This window comes from Magnetospira thiophila (assembly GCF_054657015.1).
The window spans coordinates 486,819-506,772 of sequence record NZ_BAAHXF010000001.1 but is presented as its reverse complement, the minus strand read 5'-3'; the positions used below and the strand labels follow the sequence as shown (position 1 = coordinate 506,772).

The following is a 19,954-nucleotide window of genomic DNA, read 5'->3' as shown; positions in this document are numbered from 1 at the left end:
CGCTCATCCGGCCCACAGGCGTGGCAGAATAAGAGCAATGCCGGGCAAGCCCATCAGCAGCAGGACCCGCAGCAGATCGGACAGCAGGAACGGCCAGACTCCCCTAAACGTGGCTCCCATCGGCACATCGTGGGCCAGCGAATTGATAACAAAGACATTCATTCCCACCGGCGGGGTGATCAGGCCCACCTCGACCACGATCAGCGCCAGAATGCCGAACCAGATCTTGGTTTCCTCCACCCCCAGGCCGAAATCCAGGCCCGCCATCACCGGCCAGAAGATCGGCACGGTGAGCAGGATCATCGACAGGGAATCCATGACGCAGCCCAACAGCAAATAAAGCAGCAGCAGGGCGACCAGCACCAGATACGGCGAGCCCTGTGACTCGGCGATGACAGCGGCCACCTCGACCGGCAGTTGGGTCAGCGCGAGAAAGGCATTGAACAGATCCGCGCCGAGCAGGATCAGGAAAATCATTGCCGTGGTCTCGGCCATGCCAAGCAGACTGTCCTTGAAGGCAGCCCAACCCAGGCCGCCCTGGCGCAGGGCCAGCAGGCCGGTGGCGCAAGCCCCCACGGCGGCCCCCTCGGTAGGCGTGAACAGTCCCCCATTGATGCCGCCGATGACCAGCAGGAAAATGCCCCCGACCGCCCAGATTTTCTTCAAAGACGACAGCTTGTCGCGCCAAGACGTCGGCTTCCCGGCGGGTCCGACCTCGGGATTCAGGCGGACCAGCACGGCGATGACCAGCACGTAGCCCACAGCGGCGAGCAGTCCGGGGAGCAGGGCGGCCTGAAACAGGGTGGCGATGTTGGCTTCCACCAGGATGGCATAGAGCACCAGCGCCACCGACGGCGGAATCAGAATGCCCAGGGTTCCTCCGGCGGCCAGGGTGGCGGTGGCCAACCCGCCGTCATAGTTCTGACGGCGCAGTTCGGGCAGGGCGGCCTGTCCCATGGTTGCCGCCGTGGCCAGGGAAGAACCGCAGATGGCCCCGAACCCGGCACAGGCTCCGATGGCTGCCATCGCCGATCCGCCGCGCATGCTGCCGGCCCAGACCCGTGCCGTGTCGAACAGGTTCCGATTGAGCCCGGCCCGGGTGGCGAACTGACTCATCAACAAAAACAACGGCACCACCGACAGGTCGTAGGTGGAAAAACGCCAATAGGGGGCTGTCTTGAGGTAATTGAGCAGCGGCATCCAGCCGTTCAGGCTGGCATAGCCCAGCCCCCCGCTGAGCAGCATGGCGACGCCGATGGGCAGACGCAGGGCCATCAGCACCAGCAACAGCCCGATCATCATGCCGCCGACAGCCATGTCGCTCACGGGTCCGACCTCCGCAGGCTTTCGGCCAGGGCATCGAGACAGGTCAGGGTGAGCAGGCCGCAGGCCGCGACGATGGGCGGAAAACTCCACCACAGGGGCAGCCCGAGAATCATCGTGGTTTCGCCATTATGCAGGAACGACAGCCCGCCGAGGGTCAATCGCCAGGTCAACAGGGCGGCGATCAGGGCAAACAGGCCATGGCCCAGACTCTCCAGAATCCGCTGTGTCCAAACAGGAAAACGTCCGACAAAGAAATCCACCGCCACATGGCCCCGGCGCATTTGGGCGTGCGGCAGAAAGGCAAAAATGGCGATGGCGCAGCCGCTCTGGACCAACTCGAAATCCCCGGGAACCGGCGTGTCGAACAGCCACCGCCCAAGGATGCTGACCCCGGTCAACAGACCAAGCGCCACCATCAACATCCCGCCCGCCAGGGCGAAGGCGCGGGCCGCCCCTTGTAGCGCATGATGAAAGGTCAGGGGGCCCGACTCACCGGTCATATCCCGCGATCAGCGTCCGCAGCCCGTCGAGCATGGCGGCCCCATCCAATCCCTCCTGGTTGCGGGCGGCCACCCAATCGTCGATGACCGGCTGGGTGGCGACGCGCCAGGGGCCCAGGTCCTCCGGCGGGATCACTGTGATCTCATTGCCCTGGCTCAAGGCGGCGGCGCGCCCGACGTCCTCTTCCTCGTCCCACAGGCGCCCGATTTCCTGGGCCAGCGGCAGACCGGAATTGTCGTCGATGACTTTTTGCAGGTCCGGCGGCAGGTCGTCATAGACCCGCTTGTTCATGGCGAACAGGAACACGGCGGTATAGAAGCCACGGGGACCGCCGATTTCCGTGTGATATTTAACCAGTTCCGGCACCCTGAGGGCGCGCGCCACCTCATAGGGGATCACCGCGCCGTCGATCACGCCCTTGGACAGGGATTGCGGCACTTGCGGCACTGGCATGCCTACCGGTGAGGCCCCGAGGGCACTCAGGGCCGCGTTGATGGTGCGGCTGGGGGCGCGGATCTTGAGCCCGTCCAGGTCGGCCAACTGCCGGACCGGCGTGTCGCGCAGATGAAAGGAACCGCGGGCATGCACATGCAACAGCAGCGGATGCACGTCCTTGAACTCGTCGCGGGCATATTGGTCGTAGAAGCGCCAAGCAGCCTGTGAGGTGGCTTCGGCGGTGGAAACCATGAACGGCAGTTCCAGCGCCTCCATCACCGGAAAGCGTCCCGGCGTGTACCCGGGCAGGGTCCAGATCAGATCGGCCACCCCATCGCGCACCTGATCGTAAAGTTGCGGCGGTTTGCCGCCCATCTGCATGGATGGAAAAATGCGGAATGTGAGACGACCGCCCGATTGCCGTTCGACCCGCTCGGCCCAGACCTGAAGGAACTTGGCATGGGTGGTGCTGGAGGTGGGCAGGAAATGGTGGATTTTCAGAGTCAGGGGGTCGGCGGTCGTGCCGGTGGTTGCCGAAACGGCGAATGCCAGCCCGAGCGCCACAGCGCACAACAGACGAAACATGGATTCTCTCCCCTCGTTCATGGGCGGGACCTTAGCCCACCCCATGGCACAGGGAAAGCGTCGCGACATGATGAGAATCGGAAAGCAACGGATTTGAATGGGGAGCCCCTCGAACCCCGGCCGGGCACATCCCGACCGGCGGTAGAAAAGGGCCTTAGCTGCGGCGAATGGTACGCATCACCACCGGCTTGCGGCCCGGAACGATCAGCCGACTGGCTAGAACGCGACTGGACATGATGTCCTCCGTACCTTGTTATGTTCTGAAGCCCCATTGCTCCAGCTTACCAGCAAATACATAACCCCAAAGTCTTGCTTTTCAATGAACGGTCGATGAACCTTACGTGACTCGCAACGAAAAGCGGCGGCCCCGCCTGGGACCGCCGCTCTTTGGAGACGGGAAAAATAAACTCAGGCCACAGCCCTGCGCCGCCGTCCGGCGAAACCCAGACCGAGCAGACCGGCACCGAACAGGGCCAGACTTGCGGGCTCGGGAACCTGCGTCCCGGCGAGGTTCAAGGTCCAGCCGCCGAGGGAACCGGAATCCGCCCCATATTGGTCATAGATGCCGAGGGTCCAAGTACCCTGGGACGACCGTCCATCGAACACCGAAAGGGCCGAGGCCGGCAGGATGGATTGGCCGGGGTAGCTGCTCCAAGAATAATTGCCAATGGTCGCATCATCGGAGAACGTGAAGGTGCCATTGGGATCGGTGCCGCCATTGGTACCCACGGTCAGGGCGGCGCTCAGGCCGTCATGATACAAGGTGAACAACAGATCCCCGGAGTAGGTGTGATACAGGTTGTTCAGGCTGATGGTCACGTCGGTAACCGCGAAGACATCGTTCACAGTGATGCTGCTCGATGTGGACACCCGGTCCGGCAGGGATGTGCCGACGCCGTTGTAGGTGTAAAGGGAGGCCTGCGCGCTGCCGTGAGCTGCCAGCAAAAAGCCACAAAAACCAATCAAAGAGAGAATTTTTTTCATGTTCTATCCTCCCTAGTCTGACACAAAGACTTGTCCAATCCTTGTGCCGTGAAAATTCACCTTTCCAATAAGAAAAGCATATTTTGTGCCAGCCGATTAACGATTTGAAATAAAAAATATTTACTATTTAGGGCTATTCGAAAGTGTTAAAAATTGTGACATTTCGCGATGGTCAGCAGGGGCGGAATCCAGGTTTTTTTACACCCCCGACCCGAAGGGGATAGGGTAGGCTCGTCCATTCAAGGAGGATTCGTCATGGGACTTCTCGATGTCATGGTCGGGCGCGGCGATATTGGGCTGCAGGACCCCCAGTGGGTGCGGGCACCGGACGGCCAGTTCTGGCGTCTGGCCGATGTGTTTCCGGAAGAAATCGGACTGACGGGACTGAGCGGCATCTATGTCATCTGGCATGGGGGCATCCAGCCCCAATGGCTGCGCGTCGGACGGACGGAGAACCTCGCCTTGCCGGTGGTCGAGGCGCGGCTGGATCCGGAAATGCGGGACTATGAATCGCGCGGCGGCCTGTGGGTCACCTGGTCGGCGGTGCGCAAGGAATTCCAGGCCGGGGTGGTGGCCTATCTGATCCAGGCCATGACGCCGCTGCTGCCCGATCCGCGCGCCGACGCCTCCAGCGAACCCATACCGGTGCTGTTGCCCGGCGTCGCTTCCCGGCGTCCGCCAGCCCCGTGAAGGGGGGCGGGTTCAGCCATCCGGCATGTCGTCGGGGAGGGCGTGGGCGGCGCTGACGATGATCTCACCGAACTCGCGCAGGAACACCGAGCCTTTGACCGTGCGCTGCATGAGTACGCTGCGTCGGTCGGCTTCATCGACCTTGCGGCGGACCAGTTCCAATTCGCTGAGCCGGTCAATAGCGCGGGTGATGGCTGGTTTGGAGACATTGAGAATCTGCGCCAGACCACGCACCGTATGGGGGGGCGGGGTCAGATAGATGGTCAGCAGAACCGCCATCTGGCGGGCCGACAGGTCGGGCGCCTCGCGGCTGACGCTGGTGACCATGGCCCGGCGCCACAAGTCCAGCGCCTTCAATTCGCTCAGATCCACCCCCAAGGCCGCCTCCAATCGTTACATTACCGCAATTGTTACAGGGTTGGCGGGTTAGGAGCAAGGGCGTTTTTCAGTTGCGTGACGGCGCGCTGTAGCGTCCCTGCAACAGGGCGAACAGGGCGCGCAGCCCCTGCGCCTCACCGCCCTCGGGACGACCGGGACGGGGGGCGGTGTTCCAGGCCATCATGTCGATATGTATCCATGGAATTCCAGGATCGACGAATTCGCTGAGAAACAAGGCGGCGGTGATCGCGCCGCCGTAGCGCCCTTCGGCATCGTTGGTCAGCATCGCCGTCTTGCCCTCGATCTTGGGGCGGTAGGGCTGCCACAGGGGGAGCCGCCACAGCGGATCATGGCTCGTCCGCCCGGCCCGCAGCAGGTCATCGGCCAGGGCGTCGTCGGAGCAGAACAGCGCCGGAAGATCAGTCCCCAGGGCGACCCGCGCCGCGCCGGTGAGGGTGGCGCAGTCGATGATCAACTCCGGCTTGTCGGCGCTCGCTTCGGCCAGGGCGTCGGCCAGCACCAACCGTCCCTCGGCATCCGTGTGGCCCACCTCCACGGTTTTGCCGGCCCGGGTCGGCAGCACGTCCATGGGCCGCATGGCATTGCTCGACACGCTGTTTTCTACCGCCGGGATCAGCACCCGAAGGCGCACCGGCAGTTGGGCGTCCATGATCATCTGGGCCAGTCCCAGCACATGCGCCGCGCCGCCCATGTCCTTTTTCATCAGTTTCATGAAGTCGGCGGATTTGATGTCCAGGCCGCCGCTGTCGAAACAGACGCCCTTGCCGATAAGAGTGACCCGAGGGGCGTCCGGCGCGCCCCAGGTCAGGTCAATCAGACGCGGTTCGCTGGGGCCGGCCCGGCCCACGGCGTGGATGGCCGGGTAATTGCACTTCAGCAGGTCGTTGCCGATGATGACTTTGACCCGGCCTCCGTGCAGGCGCGCCACCTCGGCCACCGTGTCGGCCAATTCCACCGGCCCCAAGTCCGCAGCGGGCAGATTGATCAGGTCACGGACCAAAAAAGTCGCCTTGATCAATCTCCGCAAATGGGCCCGGTCGCAGGCTGCGGGCCAGCAGAGCCGGGCCGGGAGGGCAGGCTGCACCTTGTAACGGTCAAACCGATAGCCTGCCAGCGCCCAGCCCAGAACCGCCGTGTCTCCATGCGTCTCGGGGTCTTGCACATCGTAGGCGCCCTCAGGCAGGAAACCGGCGGCGCTGGCCCAGGACCACAAATCCCCATACACCGGATCGGATGTCTCGCCGAGACCGAGCAAGGCCCCTCCAATGCCGCCCGAAGTGCCGGGCACCAGACAGACATCCCCGGCCCCGGCGGTGAAGCCGGTGGCCGTCACCCAGGCCGCCCAATCCGGGCGGGCCACTTTCCAATCCGCCAACCGGGAAGGCCGGAGGGCGGTCAAGGGAATGGAGTTGTCACAGGCGTCGCAAAGATTGGTTATTTTTTCGCTCATCGGGCTTCCTTCGTGCAGCAGCTCTTGCCCGACAACGGTACCGGCGGGCAGGTCGGGATTGATTCGAGGATCGGTTCGAGGATCATGGGCACTCCCGGAGCATCGCCGCCAAATCTGACGGCATCTTGCATCCCTTTTCGCTGTACCCAAATATACAAGAACAGGGGGACACCGACCATGGCCCATTACGTCCTCAATACAGATGATGTGGACCGCTATATCGCGCAGCGGACGGAAGGTCTCGACGAGGCCTGTCGGGCCTGGGGCCGCCGCCATCTGCGCCCGGCCCTGTTGCGCGACGAGAGCTGTGCCGAGGTGGCGCTGCCCGATCCCCTGCCGCTGCGAAGAGTCGACGTGGCCTCCAACCGGGCCACCGCCCGCCGTCATGAATTGAAGGAAGTCTGGTTCGTACTTTCCGCCGCTTGCGAAGAGGAGACAGGACGCATTCTCGATTGGCTGGCCGCCCTGCCGGAGATCGACCCCCGTCTGGCGGCCAAGCGCCTGCGCATTTCTTATGACCATGCCCGACGCCATGCGGAACGCTGGCATGATCGGCTGGCCAAACGGAAAAATGTATTCGCCGCCGATGACCCGCAGGGCCTGGCCCCGGTGATGGGGATGGATAACGGTTGGTCCTGGGTTCGGCTGGCCAGTCCCGCAGCCCTCGATTACGAGGGGGAACAGATGCGGCATTGCGTCGGCGGTGGGGCCTACGACAGCTTCCGTACCGAGATCTATTCCCTGCGGGATGCTGAGAATCGTCCCCATTGTACGGTGGAATACGATCCCGCCCAGCGGCGGGTCCATCAGGCCAAGGGATTGGCCAATGAACCGGTGCCGGGAAAGTATTTGGACGCGGTGACCCGCCTGCTGCAGCACCTGAAACCGGAACGCATCAGCGCCCGGCTGACCGAATTCGTGCTCAGTGCCGAGGGCGAAATTCTGCGCCTTTCGGAGGCTCACGACTGGCCGGAGGGCACTCATGTGCGGCAGAATCTGGTGCTCACCGGACGCCATGACGTGCCCAGCCTGCCAGCAGGCTTGCGGGTGACGGAATCCCTGGTGCTGGCCAACAGCGGTTTGAAGGTCTTGCCCCGAGACCTGCACATCGGCCTGTCGTTGACCGGTCTGGCCCTGTCGCCGGTGGAGCGGTTGCCCGAGGGTCTGGTCGTGCGCACCCTCAATCTGGAGGATAGTCTGGTCAAGGAGATCGCCCCCGGCACCCGGGTCCTGAAGGAACTGACCACCGTTAATTCCGTGCTGCGCCGACTGCCGGAAGGAGTCCGGATCGGCCAGCTTCTGCTGCTCGACGGCGCGGCCATTCCGATCCTGCCCCGGGATCTTGAAGTGGCGGGGTGTCCGATTGGCGAACATGTGACCGGGCGACTTCCCGAAACGCTCGTCGCCATTGGCGAGGTGACCTATACGGACATGGCCTTGGATGGGACCGAGGTGATCACGGTCTATGGCCGTCTGAGCTACGCCGGTTGGGACAATCCAACCTTCCCCGGAGACTTGACGGTTTATGGAACGCTTGATCTAAAACATGCCCGGCTCGACACCAGCCGTTCCATGGGGCGGGTCGAGGTGCATGGGGATCTGGACCTGCGCGGCACTAAAATCATCCGCCTGCCCGAGTCCTGGCGGGTGCACGGCAAGATCCTGCGCGATTAATCCCGTGGCCAGCGGTTATGCAGCCAGAGCCATTGGGCCGGGCGCTCGCGTATCCAGCTTTCGAGAAGACCATTGACCTCGGTCATGATGGTGCGCAGGTCCGCCGCCCGGTCGCCGCTGTCGACGATGGGCAGGGGCGGAAAGAAAGTGCAGCGAAAGTGCGAGCCGTGCAGCCGTTCGGTGCGGGCGGGGATGATCGGACATTTGTATTTCAGGGCCAATTCGGCCAGCGCCGAGGCGGTCATGGCGTCGCGCCCGAAAAACGGCACCGCGATGCCGTCGTTCATTTTCTGATCCACCAGCATGCCGACGTGCCGACCGTCCTTCAGGGCCTTGAGCAACTGCCGCGCCCCTTTCGAACCCTTGGGGATGAGTTGGCCGCCGACCGCCACCCGACCTTTTTTATACAACCAGTCTAAATGCGGATTGTTGGCGGCCCGATAGACCAGATCCAACGGCACGCCCCGTTGGGCGACGGCGATGGAAATAACTTCCCAGTTGGCCAGATGGCCGGAGAAAAAAAGCCCGGGCAGGCCGTCATCGCGCACCATGTCGATATTTTCGGCCCCGATCACCTCGACCCGGGGATGGGGGCCGCCATCATACATGTTCATCTTATCCAGGTGCGGATGTTCCGCCGCCGTCCGCCCCAGATTTTCCCACATATCGGCAATAATGGCGGCAATCTCGGGCGGCGCCATGTGCGGGAAGGCGGCGCGCAGATTGTCCTCGGCCCGACGGCTGAGGGGCATCATCGGTCCAATCCGCCGCGCCGCCGCACCGAGCAACGCCGCCATCGGGTCGAGGGGCAGAAGGCGCATCCCGTGCCACAGCAGCCATACCGTCGCCGCTTCGAGGGGTTGCAACAGGTACTTCTTCAGCGTCATATGCCCAATCCGGTTTTAAGCCAATCATCCAATAATAATTCGTCCTCCCAACTCAGGTCGACCTCCAGAACCTGGACCGCGTCTCGCAGGGAGGGCGGAAGGCGCACGGCGTCCTTGGCCGTGGTGATAAGAGTCGCGTCAACAGCCGCGGCCTCCCTGAGCAAGGCGCGAATGTCGGCTTCCGTGTACGGGTAATGATCGGCGAAGCCACGGGTCGCCACCAGTTTTCCACCGGCATTGCGCAGGGTGGCAAAGAATTTTTCCGGTCGCCCAATGCCGGCAAAGGCCAACAGATTACGGTTGTCCAATTCCCGTAACGGGCGGAAATGTGCCCGGTGCAGCGCCAAATCTCCGATTTGATCGGCGACAGCGCAGCGGTCATAACCGATCAGCACCACGCCCTGGGCCCGGGCTAGGCCGTCGGAGACCGGTTCGCGCAGGGGACCGGCCGGTACCACCCGCTCGTTGCCGAAGCCGATCCCCCCATCGACCACCAGCAAGGCCAGATCCTGATGCAGGGATGGGTTTTGGAACCCGTCGTCCAAAATAAGGTGGGTCGCCCCGGCGGCAATGGCCGCTTCGGCCCCCGCCGGACGCTCCGCCGCCACCCAGGTCGGCGCGACCCGGGCCAGCAGCAGCGGTTCATCCCCCACATCCGCCGCCCGGTGGAGTCGCGGATCGACCCGCAACGGACCCTTTTCCCGCCCCTTGTATCCCCGGGTCAGGAAATGCGGTCGCCCGCCCAGAAGGTGCAGCCGCTGGGCGACGGCCAAGGCCACCGGGGTCTTGCCCGCGCCGCCCAGACTGAGATTGCCGATACAGAGCACCGGGACCGAAACCTTTTGTGGCTGACAACGCGCCCGCCGCCGCCGTCCGGCCAGGGTGAACAGGGCGGCCAGCGGGGCCAAGGCCCAAGAGCGGAAATCGAATCCGGCGCGGAACCAGAAATCAGGGGGCCGCATGGTTCTCCCCCCGCAGGTTGCGCAAATAGGGGTCGAGACGGGTCATCAGGGCCGGGAGCACCGAGGCCTTGCTTTCCGCTTCCCGTCGGGCGGCATCCCCCATGGCGATCACTTGCTCCGGCTGGGCCAGCAGGCGGTCCAGGGTGGCCCGCAAATGGGCTTCATCCTGCACCATCAAACAGCCGCCGCCGGAAACCAGATCGTCGGTCACCGCAACGAAGTTATCCATCTGTGGCCCGACCAGCAGGGCACAGCCCAGGCGGGCCGCTTCCAGGGGATTCTGCCCACCGCGACCGATCAGCGATTTACCCATGAACACCAGGGGGCAGAGTCGGAAAAACAGCCCCAGTTCGCCAATGGTATCGGCAAGATAGATGTCGGTGTCCGGGGTCAGCGGCTGCCCGGCGGCGCGGCGAGCCAGGTTCAGACCGAGAGCCGATAGCGCCGCCGCGATCTCGTCGCCGCGCCCCGGATGTCGCGGGACAATAATGGTCAACAGCTTCGAATGGCGCTCGGACAGGGCCTGATGACAGCGCCCGGCAACGGCCTCTTCGCCCGCATGGGTGCTGGCCGCCAGCCACAGGGGACGACCCGCCATCTGGCCGCGCAGGTGATCCAGTTCAACCGTCGCCACCGGGAGCGGCGGCGAGGCATATTTGAGATTGCCCACACAGGCGGTCCGGGGGGCGCCGAGGGTACGCAGTCGGCTCTCGTCGATGACGGTCTGCCCCAGACAGAGATCGAATCCCCCCAGCAGCTGCGCAATGGATGCGGGGAAATGCTGCCAGCGCTCAAAGGAACGGTCCGAAACCCGTCCGTTGACCAGGATCATCGGCACGCCGCGCCGCTCCGCCCGGTCCACCAGATTGGGCCAGAATTCCGATTCTGCCCAGAGCGCCAGATCGGGCCGCCAATGATCCAGAAAGCGCTCGACCCAAACCAGTCGGTCCACCGGCACATATTGGTGAATGGCCCGCGCCGGGAGCCGTTGGGCCAGCAATTGGGCAGAAGTCACCGTCCCCGTGGTGAGCAGAATGTGCAGGTCGGGACGGTAGGCCAGAAGGGCATCAATCAACGGCAGTACGGACAGGGATTCGCCGACGCTGGCCGCATGAATCCAGACCAGCGGCCCCTCGGGACGCGGCCGTCCGGCCCGTCCGAGCCGTTCACCAAAGCGTGCGGCATCTTCCTTGCCCCGCCGCCGCCGCCGCACCAGATGCCCGTAAATCAGCGGCCCGAGAAGGCTGGTGGCCCAACGGTACAGGCTCAGCATCATGGCGCGACCGCCTCCGCCGGTAAAATGGGCGGCCGTCCGCAGAGTTGGTCGGCCTCGGCGGTCAGGGCGGTCAGGCTGTCTTCGATCTGGCGGCGACAGGCTTCCAGCCCGGCGTCGTCGATGTCGCGCGGCACATGAATGGGGGCCCCCCACAGAATTACGCCGCGAGTGAAAAAGCGCGGCAACAAAAAACGATCCCAACTGTTCAGGTTGCGTCCCCGGCGCACGGAATAGGAGGCCGGAACCACCGGCGCACCGCTCAGTCTGGCCGCCTGCACCACGCCGATGCTGGCCCGCATGCGGGGACCTCGGGGGCCGTCGGGGGTGAAACAGACATAGCCGCCGTCCTTGAGAATCTGGAGGATTTGACGCAACGCCGAGGCCCCGCCCCGGCTGCTCGATCCGGCCACGGTGCGGATGCCCAGATGGCCAATGACACGGGAAATCAGCAGCCCGTCCCGGTGATGAGAAATCAGCATATGAGCCAGATTTGCATGGCGCCAGGCAAACGGCATCATCAACATGCGACCGTGCCAGAAACAGCCGATAAACGGCTTGCCCTCGGCATGGAAGCGTTCGCCGATCTCTTCGCCGCGCACCTCCCAGCGACTGGACAGATGCAGCAACCGCACGTACCCCGCCCCGAGCCAACAGAGCACCCGGCGCAGACGGTCGTTCTTGAGGAGCCGCTTCATCAGCGTCACGACGGCATGGCCTCCATCTCGTCGTCTTCCCTCTCCTCGAACTGCAAGGCATAGAGCCGGGCATAGAGACCGCCATGGGCCAACAATTGCTCATGGGTGCCGGATTCGATTACCCGGCCGCGATCAATCACATGGATCAGGTTCGCTTTGACCACTGTCGACAGGCGATGGGCGATGACCAATGTTGTCCGATTGGTCATTAACTTATCCAGCGCCGCCTGGACCTTGCGTTCGGATTCCGTATCCAGCGCCGAAGTGGCCTCATCGAGCAGCAGAATGGGCGCGTTTTTCAGCATCGCCCGGGCGATGGCCAGCCGTTGCCGCTGCCCGCCGGAGAGTTTGACCCCTTGTTCGCCGACCAGGGTGTCGTAGCCCTGGGGCAGGTTGAGGATGAATTCCTCCGCCGCCGCATGACGCGCCGCTTGCCGGATTTCCTCCTCGCTGGCCTCGGCACGCCCATAGCCAATATTGGCCCGCACCGTGTCATCGAACAGGGTGATTTCCTGGCTGACCAGGGCGATGGCCCCGCGCAGGGAGGCATAGGTTACATGGCGCACATCCTGGCCGTCGATGGTCACGCTGCCGCTTTGCAGATCATAGAAGCGCGGGATCAGGTTAAGCACGGTGGATTTTCCCGCCCCCGACGGCCCGACGAGCGCCACAGTCGCTCCAGCAGGTACCTCAAGGGTCAGGCCATTGAGCGCCTTATTTTCATCGTCATAACTGAAGTGCACATCCTGAACGCTGACCCCACCGCCGGAAACCACCAGATCCTTGGCGTCCGGGAGTTCGCTGAAGGCGGGCGGCTGGTCGAGCAGGGCGAACATGCGCTGCGCCCCGGCCAGACCTTCCTGGAGAGACGCATTGAGGTTGGCCAGCCGTTTCATGGGTTCATAGGCCATCAGCAGCGCGGCGATGAAGGCAATCAGAGCTCCGGAGCGCATGTCCTGATGAATGACCCGGTGTCCGGCGTAGGCGATCACCGCCGCCACTGCCAGGCCGCCCAGGGTCTCCATGATCGGGCTGGAAAAGGCCCGGGTACTGGCCGCCTTGACTGCCAGGGCGTAGATGCTGTCGGTCAGCTTGGCCACCCGGCCCATCTCGTAGTCTTCCATGCCATAGGCCTTGACCATGCGGATACCCTGGAAACTCTGTTCCAGGGTGGTGGTCAATTGGCCCATTTCCTGCTGGTTGTTGGCTGTCACCTTGCGCATGCGCCGACCGAGGCGGGAAATGGGATAGATGGCGGTGGGAAAGGCCACCAGGGCGATCAACGACAATTGCCAGTCTTCATAGAACATCACCCCGACCAGGGCGAACAGCGACATCATGTCCTTGCCCAGGGCGGTCAGGCCGTTGGACACGGCCACCCGCATCTGGGCGATATCGACCGTGAAGCGCGACACCAGGGTGCCCGTCGGATGGGCATGAAAAAAGGCCAAATCCATCCGCGACAAATGACGGAACAGACGGTTCTGATTGTCGGCAATGATGCGCAAGCCGACCCGCGACATGAGCAGGGTCTGCATGTAATTGGCAAACCCCTTGCACATGAAAGTCAGAAGAATGGCACCGACCAGGGGCCATACCAGGTCGCTACGCTTGTCATCAAAAATGTGTGTGATCACCGGATCGAGCAGCCAGGCGCTGAGGCCGGTGGTCCCGGCGACCACAGACATGAAAAATATGGACCAAAAAACCCACCATTTGTAGGGAGCGACATTCTCCCGCAACAATCGCCCCAGCAGGGTCGACGTGGCATTGGGATTGCGGGCGGGCTTGGCTTTGGCGGTGTCGGACAAGGCAGTATAATCTCAAAAATGTATGAAGGTGGCGGACCATAGCACGCCCGCTCCGTCGATCCAACGGATCGCGACATGTGCTTCTTCTGCAACACCATGTGATATTTTTATGCGAGCCTACAGGTTGAGGATCGTCACGGCAAATACCATCCTTTACTATCGGGGCGCTCGCGGGAGAATCTTGGGCGGCCTAGGTTATGGGCCGACTTGTTTCGTGGGGTGGTCAAGGGGAATACGGGAAGGAATACCATGAGCGGAACCAGATTTTGCGGGGCCTCCTCGGGCACGCTGACTTTTCGGTTCGTAGGACAGCAGGGACTGGTTCACGGTCTCATGTTGGTTCTTCTCGTCGCTTTTATTGCCACGGTGGCCGCGCCAAGTTCCGCCTGGGCCCAGGAAACGGTGATCGGCGTCGTCAAGCTGGTCAAGGGGCGCGTCGACGCGGCCCGTGCGGCGGGCGTTCAGTTGCTGAAAAAAGAGGACCCCATCTACAAGGGCGATACCCTGCAAACGGGAATCGGCGGCAAGCTGGGCGTGGTTTTCAACGACGGCAGCACCTTCAACATGGATGAAAACTCCATGATGGTCATCGACGAGATGGTTTATGACCCGGACCAGGGCACCGGTCGCATTGCGCTGAACGCCGTACGCGGCCTGTTCGCCTTCGCCTCCGGCGCGATCACCCGCAACACCGCCGAGGGCATGACCATTCGTACCCCGGTATTGAGCATCGGTATTCGAGGCACCATCAAGAATCTGCAAGCGGCCCCGGTGGGCGAGACCAATACCGCTGCCGCCCAAACCGGTTCGGCCCGCGTCTACAACACCTCGGACTCCAAGGTCATCAATGCCGGGCAGAAGGCACAGACCACATCTCCGACCCAACCGATTACCGTGTCTGCGATCACCCCGACCGATCAGCGACAGTTCCAGGGCGTCCAGGAAGGCAATCGGGAAATGGAGCAATTCGGCGAGACCGGGCAGATTGAGGGCTTCCTGAAGCAGCAGCTCCAGGGAACACCGGAAGGCGCCAGCCTGGAGCGGGTCTTGGCGGAACGGGATGCCATTTTGGGGGCCGATCCCGCGCAGCCCGCAGCCATAACGGACATGATTGGACGCGCCGAAACCGCGTTGGGCAATCTGGAGAATTCGGCCGTCATCAAGGATCTGATCGGTCAAAATCCCGCCGTGGAGAGCTATATCAGCGGACTTCGGGCATTCCTGACCGGCACGGCCAACCTGTTGTTGCCGCTGGGCGACACGTCCGTCACACCGCCCAAGCTGCCGCCGTTCCGTGCCGACGGTCAGAGCTCGGCCCTGCTCTACGACATGCGGAATATCTCCGGCTACAATCCGACCAGCCTCGATCCGACCGGCATCGTGCCGTCCGATGCGGGCGTCGAATTGCCGTTCTGCGTGTCCTACTCCGGGTCCGCCGGTAACTATTATTGGCTGATCAATAGTGATGGCACCCTTGCCGCGGGCGCTTCCGGGACAGGCAATCATACTTTCGGCTGCTTCGATTACTCTGGCTCTTCCCCCTACTGCTCGTGCAGTAACAACTGCACGTTCACGCAGACATACAATAACGGCAGTGTCGTTTCGGGGACCCTTGTGACGTCCTACGGCACCTTCATGGGAAGTGGCCAGCAGATTTCCGGGCGGGGTTGCATCACCGAATGGGAAAAGGTGAATTAAGGACGGGAGACGAATGACCATGAATACATACCGCAACGCGCTTCGTCGTCGCTCCGTCGTCGCTCCGATAGTGACCCTTGGGGCATTTGTCGGCCTCCTGGTCTGTCAGGCCTGGATGCCCGCCGACGCGGCTGAAATGCGTCACCTGCGTCGGATCTTCACCCCCAACAGCGGCCTTTCCGCAGGCGCGATCACGGCTCCGGGCGATCTCAAGGATTTGACCGGAGTTCCCAACGGCATCGACCGGGCTGCCGTCGACAAGGCGGTGCGGGATATGGTCGCCAAGTGGAATACCTCGGCCTTTGGCGGCGTCCTTTCGCCGAAATTCGCCGGGGCCGCGCGCCTGGAAGACTCTTTGAGCCAGGTGCCGACCAATGCCCGTATGACGGTGGTTCGCATCAACGGATTGCAGCCGATCTCGCGCGACATCGAAAAACGCGACGAGGCCGGGACCCAGATTCTGGTGCGCGACCGGGTTGCCGTGGAAGTGGCCATCCGTGTCACCTATTCGTTGACCAGTGGTATGAAGACGGTCGACGGCACCAATGAATTCATCATCGACATTGAGCAGGGGTATAGTCGATGACTTACTTACGCAATGTGAACCTAGTTTGTGGCGCGGTTGTCGCGTTTGGTCTTCTCGGCGGGGCGGCGGTTCAGGCCGCCGAGCCCGAGTACGCCTGGTACAAGGACATCTACGAACCGGGAGACTATCTGTTCAATTATTCGATCTTCGATGATTGGGACATGCATTACGATTCCGGGCTGTCCTACGAGGCCTATCCCCTGTCGGGCACCACCGCCCTCGGCCCGTATCAGGAGACGGGATCGCACGGTTATTACGAATTCAACGTGGTCGGCACCCGGGAGTTCTCCGAGTATCATCGGCTGCGGACCCAGGTCTCGGGGGTCTATAACCTGAGCGATTACCGCCACCGGGAATATGGCTTCGTTCCCGAGAGGATCAACATCCTCAAGGAAAACGGCGAAGTCGAGGTGCCCTATCGCATGGAATTGGGCAATTTCTACGGTGAATATACCAACCGCACCCTGCAAACCTCGCTCAAGGGCGGCAGCATGGAATTTCAGCCGGTGCAGAACTGGTACGGGGAAAAGCACTCGCTGCAATTCCTGGTCGGCAGTGGGGTCACCCGCTGGGACCGGGACAACTTCGAAGACGATATCTATACCGGCGCCTCCTGGTTGATCGACGCCACCAGCATCGGGGCCAATCGCGCCGATTACGGGACCTGGACTCTCAACTGGGTTCGCAACATGCGTCCGGCGCAGCCCCTGGAGGGATTCTCCAAGGAACGCAGCCAGGATGTGCTCTCCGCCGCCGCGACCAAGGACTTCACCGGACCGCTGGGGCAGATCATGACCCTGGAGGGCGAGTGGGGCGTCATGATGGGCGACCACGAGAACAACAGCGATAACAGTCTTGATCAGAAACAGCACGGCCAAGGCGTGTTCGCCCAGCTCACCGGCAGCGATCCCGACATGCCGCTGGATTACCGCATCCGGGCTGAAAACTATGCCAAGGACTATGCGCCTCAGGGCGCGTCCTCCGTAACCTCGGATTTCCAGGGGGCGGAAGTCCATGCCGGATGGCGGTTCGAAAAAGGCATTCGGGCGCGGGTCCGGGATACCCGTTACCGTTCCAACCGCAGCACGGGCAATCAGACTCAGACCATCACAGACGGCATCACCTTCACCGGCCCGCTGTTCATCTATCTGCGGCCGGACTGGAATCAGGTGACCGGTGCCCTGGACGTGTATCGGCGGCGCACGGCGACCGCCACCAATGGCACCCAGGCCGTGTTGCGGGTCGCCGATTTGAGCCTGAACATGCCATTACCCCAGGAATGGACCGGACGTTTCGGCTTCAAGCTCCAGGATAACCACGACATCGCCTCGCAAAGCACCTTGTTGAGCAAGGAAGTCTCGCTGAGTGCCGACCATGCCATCACGCTGAACAAGTGGGAGGGCACCATCACCCCGGGGCTGATTGTCCGCACCGCCGACGGTCAGGATACGGATAACGACGACTTCCAGCCGTCCCTGGGCTTCAGCCTGTCGAAAGGGCCGCAGACCCTCAACGCGAATTTCGGGCTGTTCTACCAGAATGCCAAGGATTCCGGCGATACGGACACGGTCGATTGGACCTTCAACGGGGCCTATGCCTACACCTTGGGCCCGCACGTGTTCCGCCTCGAAGCCGATTACTTGAACCGCGACATCAATCTCAACGACAACACGGATCAGACCCGGGTCGCCTTCGTCTGGCGCTACAATTACGACAAGCCCTCGAAGGCCAAGCAGCAGCAGGCCGCCGACACCGCGCCCGTCGCCCTGCAGACCGGAACCGGGTCATCCCTGCAGGTCGGTCGATTCGCGCTCGGCAGTTCCGGAAATGAAGCCCTGCAATCCCTGGCCGCGCAGGGGCTGGGGGACGGCTCCGAACAGGCGGGGGCAACCGTTTACGAAAGCGTGATGTTCCCGGCGCTCAGCGAACGGCAGCGTCTGGTGGTCGCCCAGGAAAATGGCAAGGTCACCCAGACCGGCGCGATCATCGACTTCGACGACACCACCAACGTCGCCGGGATGCAGCGCACCTACGCCCGGATCCTCGCCGACTTGCTGGCCGAATACGGCAGTCCGTCGGAGATCTACGAAGACGGCAACTTCATGGCCACCATCGCCAACGATCTGCGCACTGGGACCTTCCGTCGCATCGTCGAATGGCAACGCCCCGACGGGATCATCCGCTTCGGTGTGCCGCGCCGTTTGGACAACGTGGTGCGTCTGGAAATCGTCCACGCCGCGAGCTTCCCGGCCAAGTCGCAGTCCATCTGGGGATTGTCGAACATCCGCTGACGGTCCACCTCGCATTAACCAAAAGCGGTCGCCTGTCCTCCCGGCAAGCGACCGCTTTTTTATTCGTAAGTAGACCGTTTCAGTTGCCGGGGACGATGACCGGATGGATGACGAAAACCTGCTCGGCGGCGGGATCGACAGTGACCCGGACCCAGTGGATATTCGGGCTGCCAAAGGTTTGCAGGCGCGTCACATTGGGGATCAGGTCTGCTTGGTGCAGCATCGGCTTGTCATATTTGAAGAAGTGGGTGTCGCCGTGCACCAGCAGGATTTGACCATCAAAGTTCCGGGCGTGGGCCACGAGGCGATCCAGGAACTTGGTGAAGCCATCGAAGCTCGCGTCGGCTCGTTCATCCAAGTCTTCGGTTTCAGGCAGATCGAAGCCGGGATCGGCCTGGAAGGCCAAGACGATGCCACGGGCTTTTTGATCGCTGGCCAACTTGAACGCTTCATCCATCCAGGCAATGTTGGCGGCGTCACGTTCGGCATACTCGACATTATCCGCAGCACATTGTTCGGGAGTCCGGGCGCTCTTTTTGGTGCAGGACTTTTCATTATTAACCTTATTATTATTGCTGCCGGGCATGTTGATCCCGACAAACACCACATCCCCATGAACGAAGCGCGTGTTCTCGGAGAACTTTTCGCCAGGCTTTCCTTGAAGGTCGAGGGCCATTTTGCTGGCACCGAAGCTCTCCGCCTTGGGGAACATCACACGGCGCAGATGGTCGAGCCGTTCGAGATTGTCGTAACCGTTGTTGTTTTTCCGATGGCAGTCGGTCCATTCATTGTCACCCGGCACATAAACCAGGGGCGCTTTCAGTGAATTGAACAGAGTCGCAGCATCGGTAAAAACGCTGTCGGTGCATTCGGAACTGCCGTCCTTGATATCGCCATCAAACAGGGAAAAGGCGATGTCGGAAGCGTTCAGGCTGTCGATCAACGCCTGCATCTTGGGTTGATCGTTATTCTTGGCATAGGGCATGTCGCCCCACAGGCCGAAACTGAATGAATCGGCGGCCGACGCCGGGGTGCCACCAAGGCACAGGGAATAGGCGACCGTCGCAGCCAAAGCCATGCCAGCGGTTGGGAATTTAATGTCCATCAACGGGACTCCTGAAGAAAAAAATGCCAGAACACCGGGCGGGCCAATGGACCCGTCGGCACCTCCAGGGTAACAGAACATCACGGATGCCCGTGTGAAGTCCCTGTGAGGGTTGCGTGGCGTTAATGCGAAGCTCAGTCGATGATTTGCGGGGCGAACTCGGCGACTCCGAGACGGGCCAGGGCGTCGGCCCGTTCGTTTTCCGGGTGCCCGGCATGGCCCTTGACCCAATGCCATTCGACCCGGTGGCGGGACATGCTGTCGTCGAGCTTTTGCCACAGGTCCTGGTTCTTGACCGGCTTTTTGGCCGCCGTCCGCCAGCCGTTGGCTTTCCAACCGTGAATCCATTTGGTGATGCCGTCGCGCACATAGGTGCTGTCCGTATACAGATCCACGTCCATGGCCCGCTTGAGGGAATCCAGGGCCTGGATGGCGGCCGTCAGTTCCATGCGGTTGTTGGTGGTTTCCGGGGCACCGCCGTAGAGTTCCTTTTCGGTGCCGCGCCAGCGCAGCAGCACCCCCCAGCCGCCCGGCCCGGGATTGCCGGAACAGGCCCCGTCGGTGAATATTTCGACCCGCTTGCCGGTCATGCCGGAAAT

At 62.4% G+C, this 19,954-nt stretch carries 18 protein-coding genes; 5 read left to right on the top strand and 13 right to left on the bottom strand.

The features are described 5' to 3' along the window. Positions 1 to 3: 3 nt before the first annotated feature. From ACYQ1P_RS02355 to ACYQ1P_RS02340, 4 genes are all read right to left on the bottom strand, one after another. Positions 4 to 1,317, bottom strand: a complete 1,314-nt coding sequence (locus ACYQ1P_RS02355; protein WP_460020122.1) for a TRAP transporter large permease — start codon at positions 1,315 to 1,317, stop codon at positions 4 to 6. A gap of 5 nt (positions 1,318 to 1,322) precedes the next feature. Next, entirely contained in the window at positions 1,323 to 1,826 is a 504-nt protein-coding gene (locus ACYQ1P_RS02350) for a TRAP transporter small permease (protein WP_460018772.1), read from the bottom strand. Then, on the bottom strand, positions 1,816 to 2,847 hold the full coding sequence (locus ACYQ1P_RS02345; RefSeq protein WP_460018771.1) for a TRAP transporter substrate-binding protein: 1,032 nt from the start codon (positions 2,845 to 2,847) through the stop codon (positions 1,816 to 1,818). Before ACYQ1P_RS02345 ends, ACYQ1P_RS02350 begins: the two co-directional genes overlap by 11 nt. A 408-nt stretch (positions 2,848 to 3,255) precedes the next feature. Further along, positions 3,256 to 3,831 (bottom strand): PEP-CTERM sorting domain-containing protein, encoded by a 576-nt coding sequence (locus ACYQ1P_RS02340; RefSeq protein WP_460018770.1) that lies wholly within the window; start codon positions 3,829 to 3,831, stop codon positions 3,256 to 3,258. A 255-nt stretch (positions 3,832 to 4,086) separates the two neighbouring features. Between ACYQ1P_RS02340 and ACYQ1P_RS02335 the strand changes: the two genes are divergently transcribed. Then, the gene (locus tag ACYQ1P_RS02335; RefSeq protein ID WP_460018769.1) at positions 4,087 to 4,521 is read left to right on the top strand and encodes a hypothetical protein; all 435 of its coding nucleotides are present in this window, start codon (positions 4,087 to 4,089) and stop codon (positions 4,519 to 4,521) included. A 12-nt stretch (positions 4,522 to 4,533) separates the two neighbouring features. On the opposite strand, the gene ACYQ1P_RS02330 is transcribed toward ACYQ1P_RS02335, so the two are convergent. Both ACYQ1P_RS02330 and ACYQ1P_RS02325 read right to left on the bottom strand, forming a co-directional pair. Further along, a complete protein-coding gene (locus ACYQ1P_RS02330) occupies positions 4,534 to 4,848 on the bottom strand; it encodes a MarR family transcriptional regulator (RefSeq protein WP_460020121.1) in 315 nt (104 codons plus the stop codon). Positions 4,849 to 4,966: 118 nt separating this feature from the next. Then, positions 4,967 to 6,370, bottom strand: a complete 1,404-nt coding sequence (locus ACYQ1P_RS02325) for a leucyl aminopeptidase family protein (protein ID WP_460018768.1) — start codon at positions 6,368 to 6,370, stop codon at positions 4,967 to 4,969. 177 nt (positions 6,371 to 6,547) lie between these two features. Between ACYQ1P_RS02325 and ACYQ1P_RS02320 the strand changes: the two genes are divergently transcribed. Next, positions 6,548 to 8,044 carry a PcfJ domain-containing protein gene (locus tag ACYQ1P_RS02320; RefSeq protein ID WP_460018767.1) on the top strand — a complete coding sequence of 499 codons (1,497 nt, stop codon included), beginning with the start codon at positions 6,548 to 6,550 and terminating at the stop codon, positions 8,042 to 8,044. Here ACYQ1P_RS02320 and ACYQ1P_RS02315 read toward each other — a convergent pair. The 5 genes from ACYQ1P_RS02315 to ACYQ1P_RS02295 are packed head-to-tail and all read right to left on the bottom strand — an operon-like array spanning position 8,041 to position 13,675. Next, positions 8,041 to 8,931, bottom strand: a complete 891-nt coding sequence (locus ACYQ1P_RS02315; RefSeq protein ID WP_460018766.1) for a lysophospholipid acyltransferase family protein — start codon at positions 8,929 to 8,931, stop codon at positions 8,041 to 8,043. The two genes, ACYQ1P_RS02320 and ACYQ1P_RS02315, sit on opposite strands and share 4 nt — an antisense overlap. Next, complete coding sequence (gene lpxK, locus ACYQ1P_RS02310; protein ID WP_460018765.1) at positions 8,928 to 9,893, bottom strand: tetraacyldisaccharide 4'-kinase; 966 nt, start codon at positions 9,891 to 9,893, stop codon at positions 8,928 to 8,930. Before lpxK ends, ACYQ1P_RS02315 begins: the two co-directional genes overlap by 4 nt. Further along, on the bottom strand, positions 9,880 to 11,169 hold the full coding sequence (locus tag ACYQ1P_RS02305) for a 3-deoxy-D-manno-octulosonic acid transferase (RefSeq protein ID WP_460018764.1): 1,290 nt from the start codon (positions 11,167 to 11,169) through the stop codon (positions 9,880 to 9,882). Before ACYQ1P_RS02305 ends, lpxK begins: the two co-directional genes overlap by 14 nt. Next, positions 11,166 to 11,864 carry a lysophospholipid acyltransferase family protein gene (locus ACYQ1P_RS02300; protein ID WP_460020120.1) on the bottom strand — a complete coding sequence of 233 codons (699 nt, stop codon included), beginning with the start codon at positions 11,862 to 11,864 and terminating at the stop codon, positions 11,166 to 11,168. The genes ACYQ1P_RS02305 and ACYQ1P_RS02300 overlap by 4 nt, the downstream gene beginning before the upstream one ends. Positions 11,865 to 11,869: 5 nt before the next feature. Beyond that, complete coding sequence (locus ACYQ1P_RS02295) at positions 11,870 to 13,675, bottom strand: ABC transporter ATP-binding protein (RefSeq protein WP_460018763.1); 1,806 nt, start codon at positions 13,673 to 13,675, stop codon at positions 11,870 to 11,872. A 333-nt stretch (positions 13,676 to 14,008) separates the two neighbouring features. Between ACYQ1P_RS02295 and ACYQ1P_RS02290 the strand changes: the two genes are divergently transcribed. The 3 genes from ACYQ1P_RS02290 to ACYQ1P_RS02280 are packed head-to-tail and all read left to right on the top strand — an operon-like array spanning position 14,009 to position 18,250. Next, positions 14,009 to 15,373, top strand: coding sequence for a FecR family protein (locus ACYQ1P_RS02290; protein ID WP_460018762.1), 1,365 nt, complete (start codon positions 14,009 to 14,011; stop codon positions 15,371 to 15,373). Between the two features lie 13 nt (positions 15,374 to 15,386). Next, positions 15,387 to 15,959 carry a hypothetical protein gene (locus ACYQ1P_RS02285; protein WP_460018761.1) on the top strand — a complete coding sequence of 191 codons (573 nt, stop codon included), beginning with the start codon at positions 15,387 to 15,389 and terminating at the stop codon, positions 15,957 to 15,959. Further along, positions 15,956 to 18,250 carry a hypothetical protein gene (locus ACYQ1P_RS02280; RefSeq protein ID WP_460018760.1) on the top strand — a complete coding sequence of 765 codons (2,295 nt, stop codon included), beginning with the start codon at positions 15,956 to 15,958 and terminating at the stop codon, positions 18,248 to 18,250. The genes ACYQ1P_RS02285 and ACYQ1P_RS02280 overlap by 4 nt, the downstream gene beginning before the upstream one ends. Before the next feature lie 79 nt (positions 18,251 to 18,329). On the opposite strand, the gene ACYQ1P_RS02275 is transcribed toward ACYQ1P_RS02280, so the two are convergent. Together ACYQ1P_RS02275 and rnhA are read right to left on the bottom strand one after the other, a co-directional pair. Beyond that, positions 18,330 to 19,355, bottom strand: a complete 1,026-nt coding sequence (locus tag ACYQ1P_RS02275) for a hypothetical protein (RefSeq protein WP_460018759.1) — start codon at positions 19,353 to 19,355, stop codon at positions 18,330 to 18,332. A gap of 134 nt (positions 19,356 to 19,489) precedes the next feature. Further along, positions 19,490 to 19,945 carry a ribonuclease HI gene (gene rnhA / locus ACYQ1P_RS02270; protein WP_460018758.1) on the bottom strand — a complete coding sequence of 152 codons (456 nt, stop codon included), beginning with the start codon at positions 19,943 to 19,945 and terminating at the stop codon, positions 19,490 to 19,492. Positions 19,946 to 19,954: the final 9 nt, after the last annotated feature.

Coding starts and splice junctions, on each gene's coding strand:
- ACYQ1P_RS02355 (WP_460020122.1), bottom strand. CDS start 1,317: ATGGCTGTCGGCGGCATGATGATCGGGCTGTTGCTGGTGCTGATGGCC.
- ACYQ1P_RS02350 (WP_460018772.1), bottom strand. CDS start 1,826: ATGACCGGTGAGTCGGGCCCCCTGACCTTTCATCATGCGCTACAAGGG.
- ACYQ1P_RS02345 (WP_460018771.1), bottom strand. CDS start 2,847: ATGTTTCGTCTGTTGTGCGCTGTGGCGCTCGGGCTGGCATTCGCCGTT.
- ACYQ1P_RS02340 (WP_460018770.1), bottom strand. CDS start 3,831: ATGAAAAAAATTCTCTCTTTGATTGGTTTTTGTGGCTTTTTGCTGGCA.
- ACYQ1P_RS02335 (WP_460018769.1), top strand. CDS start 4,087: ATGGGACTTCTCGATGTCATGGTCGGGCGCGGCGATATTGGGCTGCAG.
- ACYQ1P_RS02330 (WP_460020121.1), bottom strand. CDS start 4,848: ATGGTCACCAGCGTCAGCCGCGAGGCGCCCGACCTGTCGGCCCGCCAG.
- ACYQ1P_RS02325 (WP_460018768.1), bottom strand. CDS start 6,370: ATGAGCGAAAAAATAACCAATCTTTGCGACGCCTGTGACAACTCCATT.
- ACYQ1P_RS02320 (WP_460018767.1), top strand. CDS start 6,548: ATGGCCCATTACGTCCTCAATACAGATGATGTGGACCGCTATATCGCG.
- ACYQ1P_RS02315 (WP_460018766.1), bottom strand. CDS start 8,931: ATGACGCTGAAGAAGTACCTGTTGCAACCCCTCGAAGCGGCGACGGTA.
- lpxK (WP_460018765.1), bottom strand. CDS start 9,893: ATGCGGCCCCCTGATTTCTGGTTCCGCGCCGGATTCGATTTCCGCTCT.
- ACYQ1P_RS02305 (WP_460018764.1), bottom strand. CDS start 11,169: ATGATGCTGAGCCTGTACCGTTGGGCCACCAGCCTTCTCGGGCCGCTG.
- ACYQ1P_RS02300 (WP_460020120.1), bottom strand. CDS start 11,864: ATGAAGCGGCTCCTCAAGAACGACCGTCTGCGCCGGGTGCTCTGTTGG.
- ACYQ1P_RS02290 (WP_460018762.1), top strand. CDS start 14,009: ATGTTGGTTCTTCTCGTCGCTTTTATTGCCACGGTGGCCGCGCCAAGT.
- ACYQ1P_RS02285 (WP_460018761.1), top strand. CDS start 15,387: ATGACCATGAATACATACCGCAACGCGCTTCGTCGTCGCTCCGTCGTC.
- ACYQ1P_RS02280 (WP_460018760.1), top strand. CDS start 15,956: ATGACTTACTTACGCAATGTGAACCTAGTTTGTGGCGCGGTTGTCGCG.
- ACYQ1P_RS02275 (WP_460018759.1), bottom strand. CDS start 19,355: ATGGACATTAAATTCCCAACCGCTGGCATGGCTTTGGCTGCGACGGTC.
- rnhA (WP_460018758.1), bottom strand. CDS start 19,945: ATGACCGGCAAGCGGGTCGAAATATTCACCGACGGGGCCTGTTCCGGC.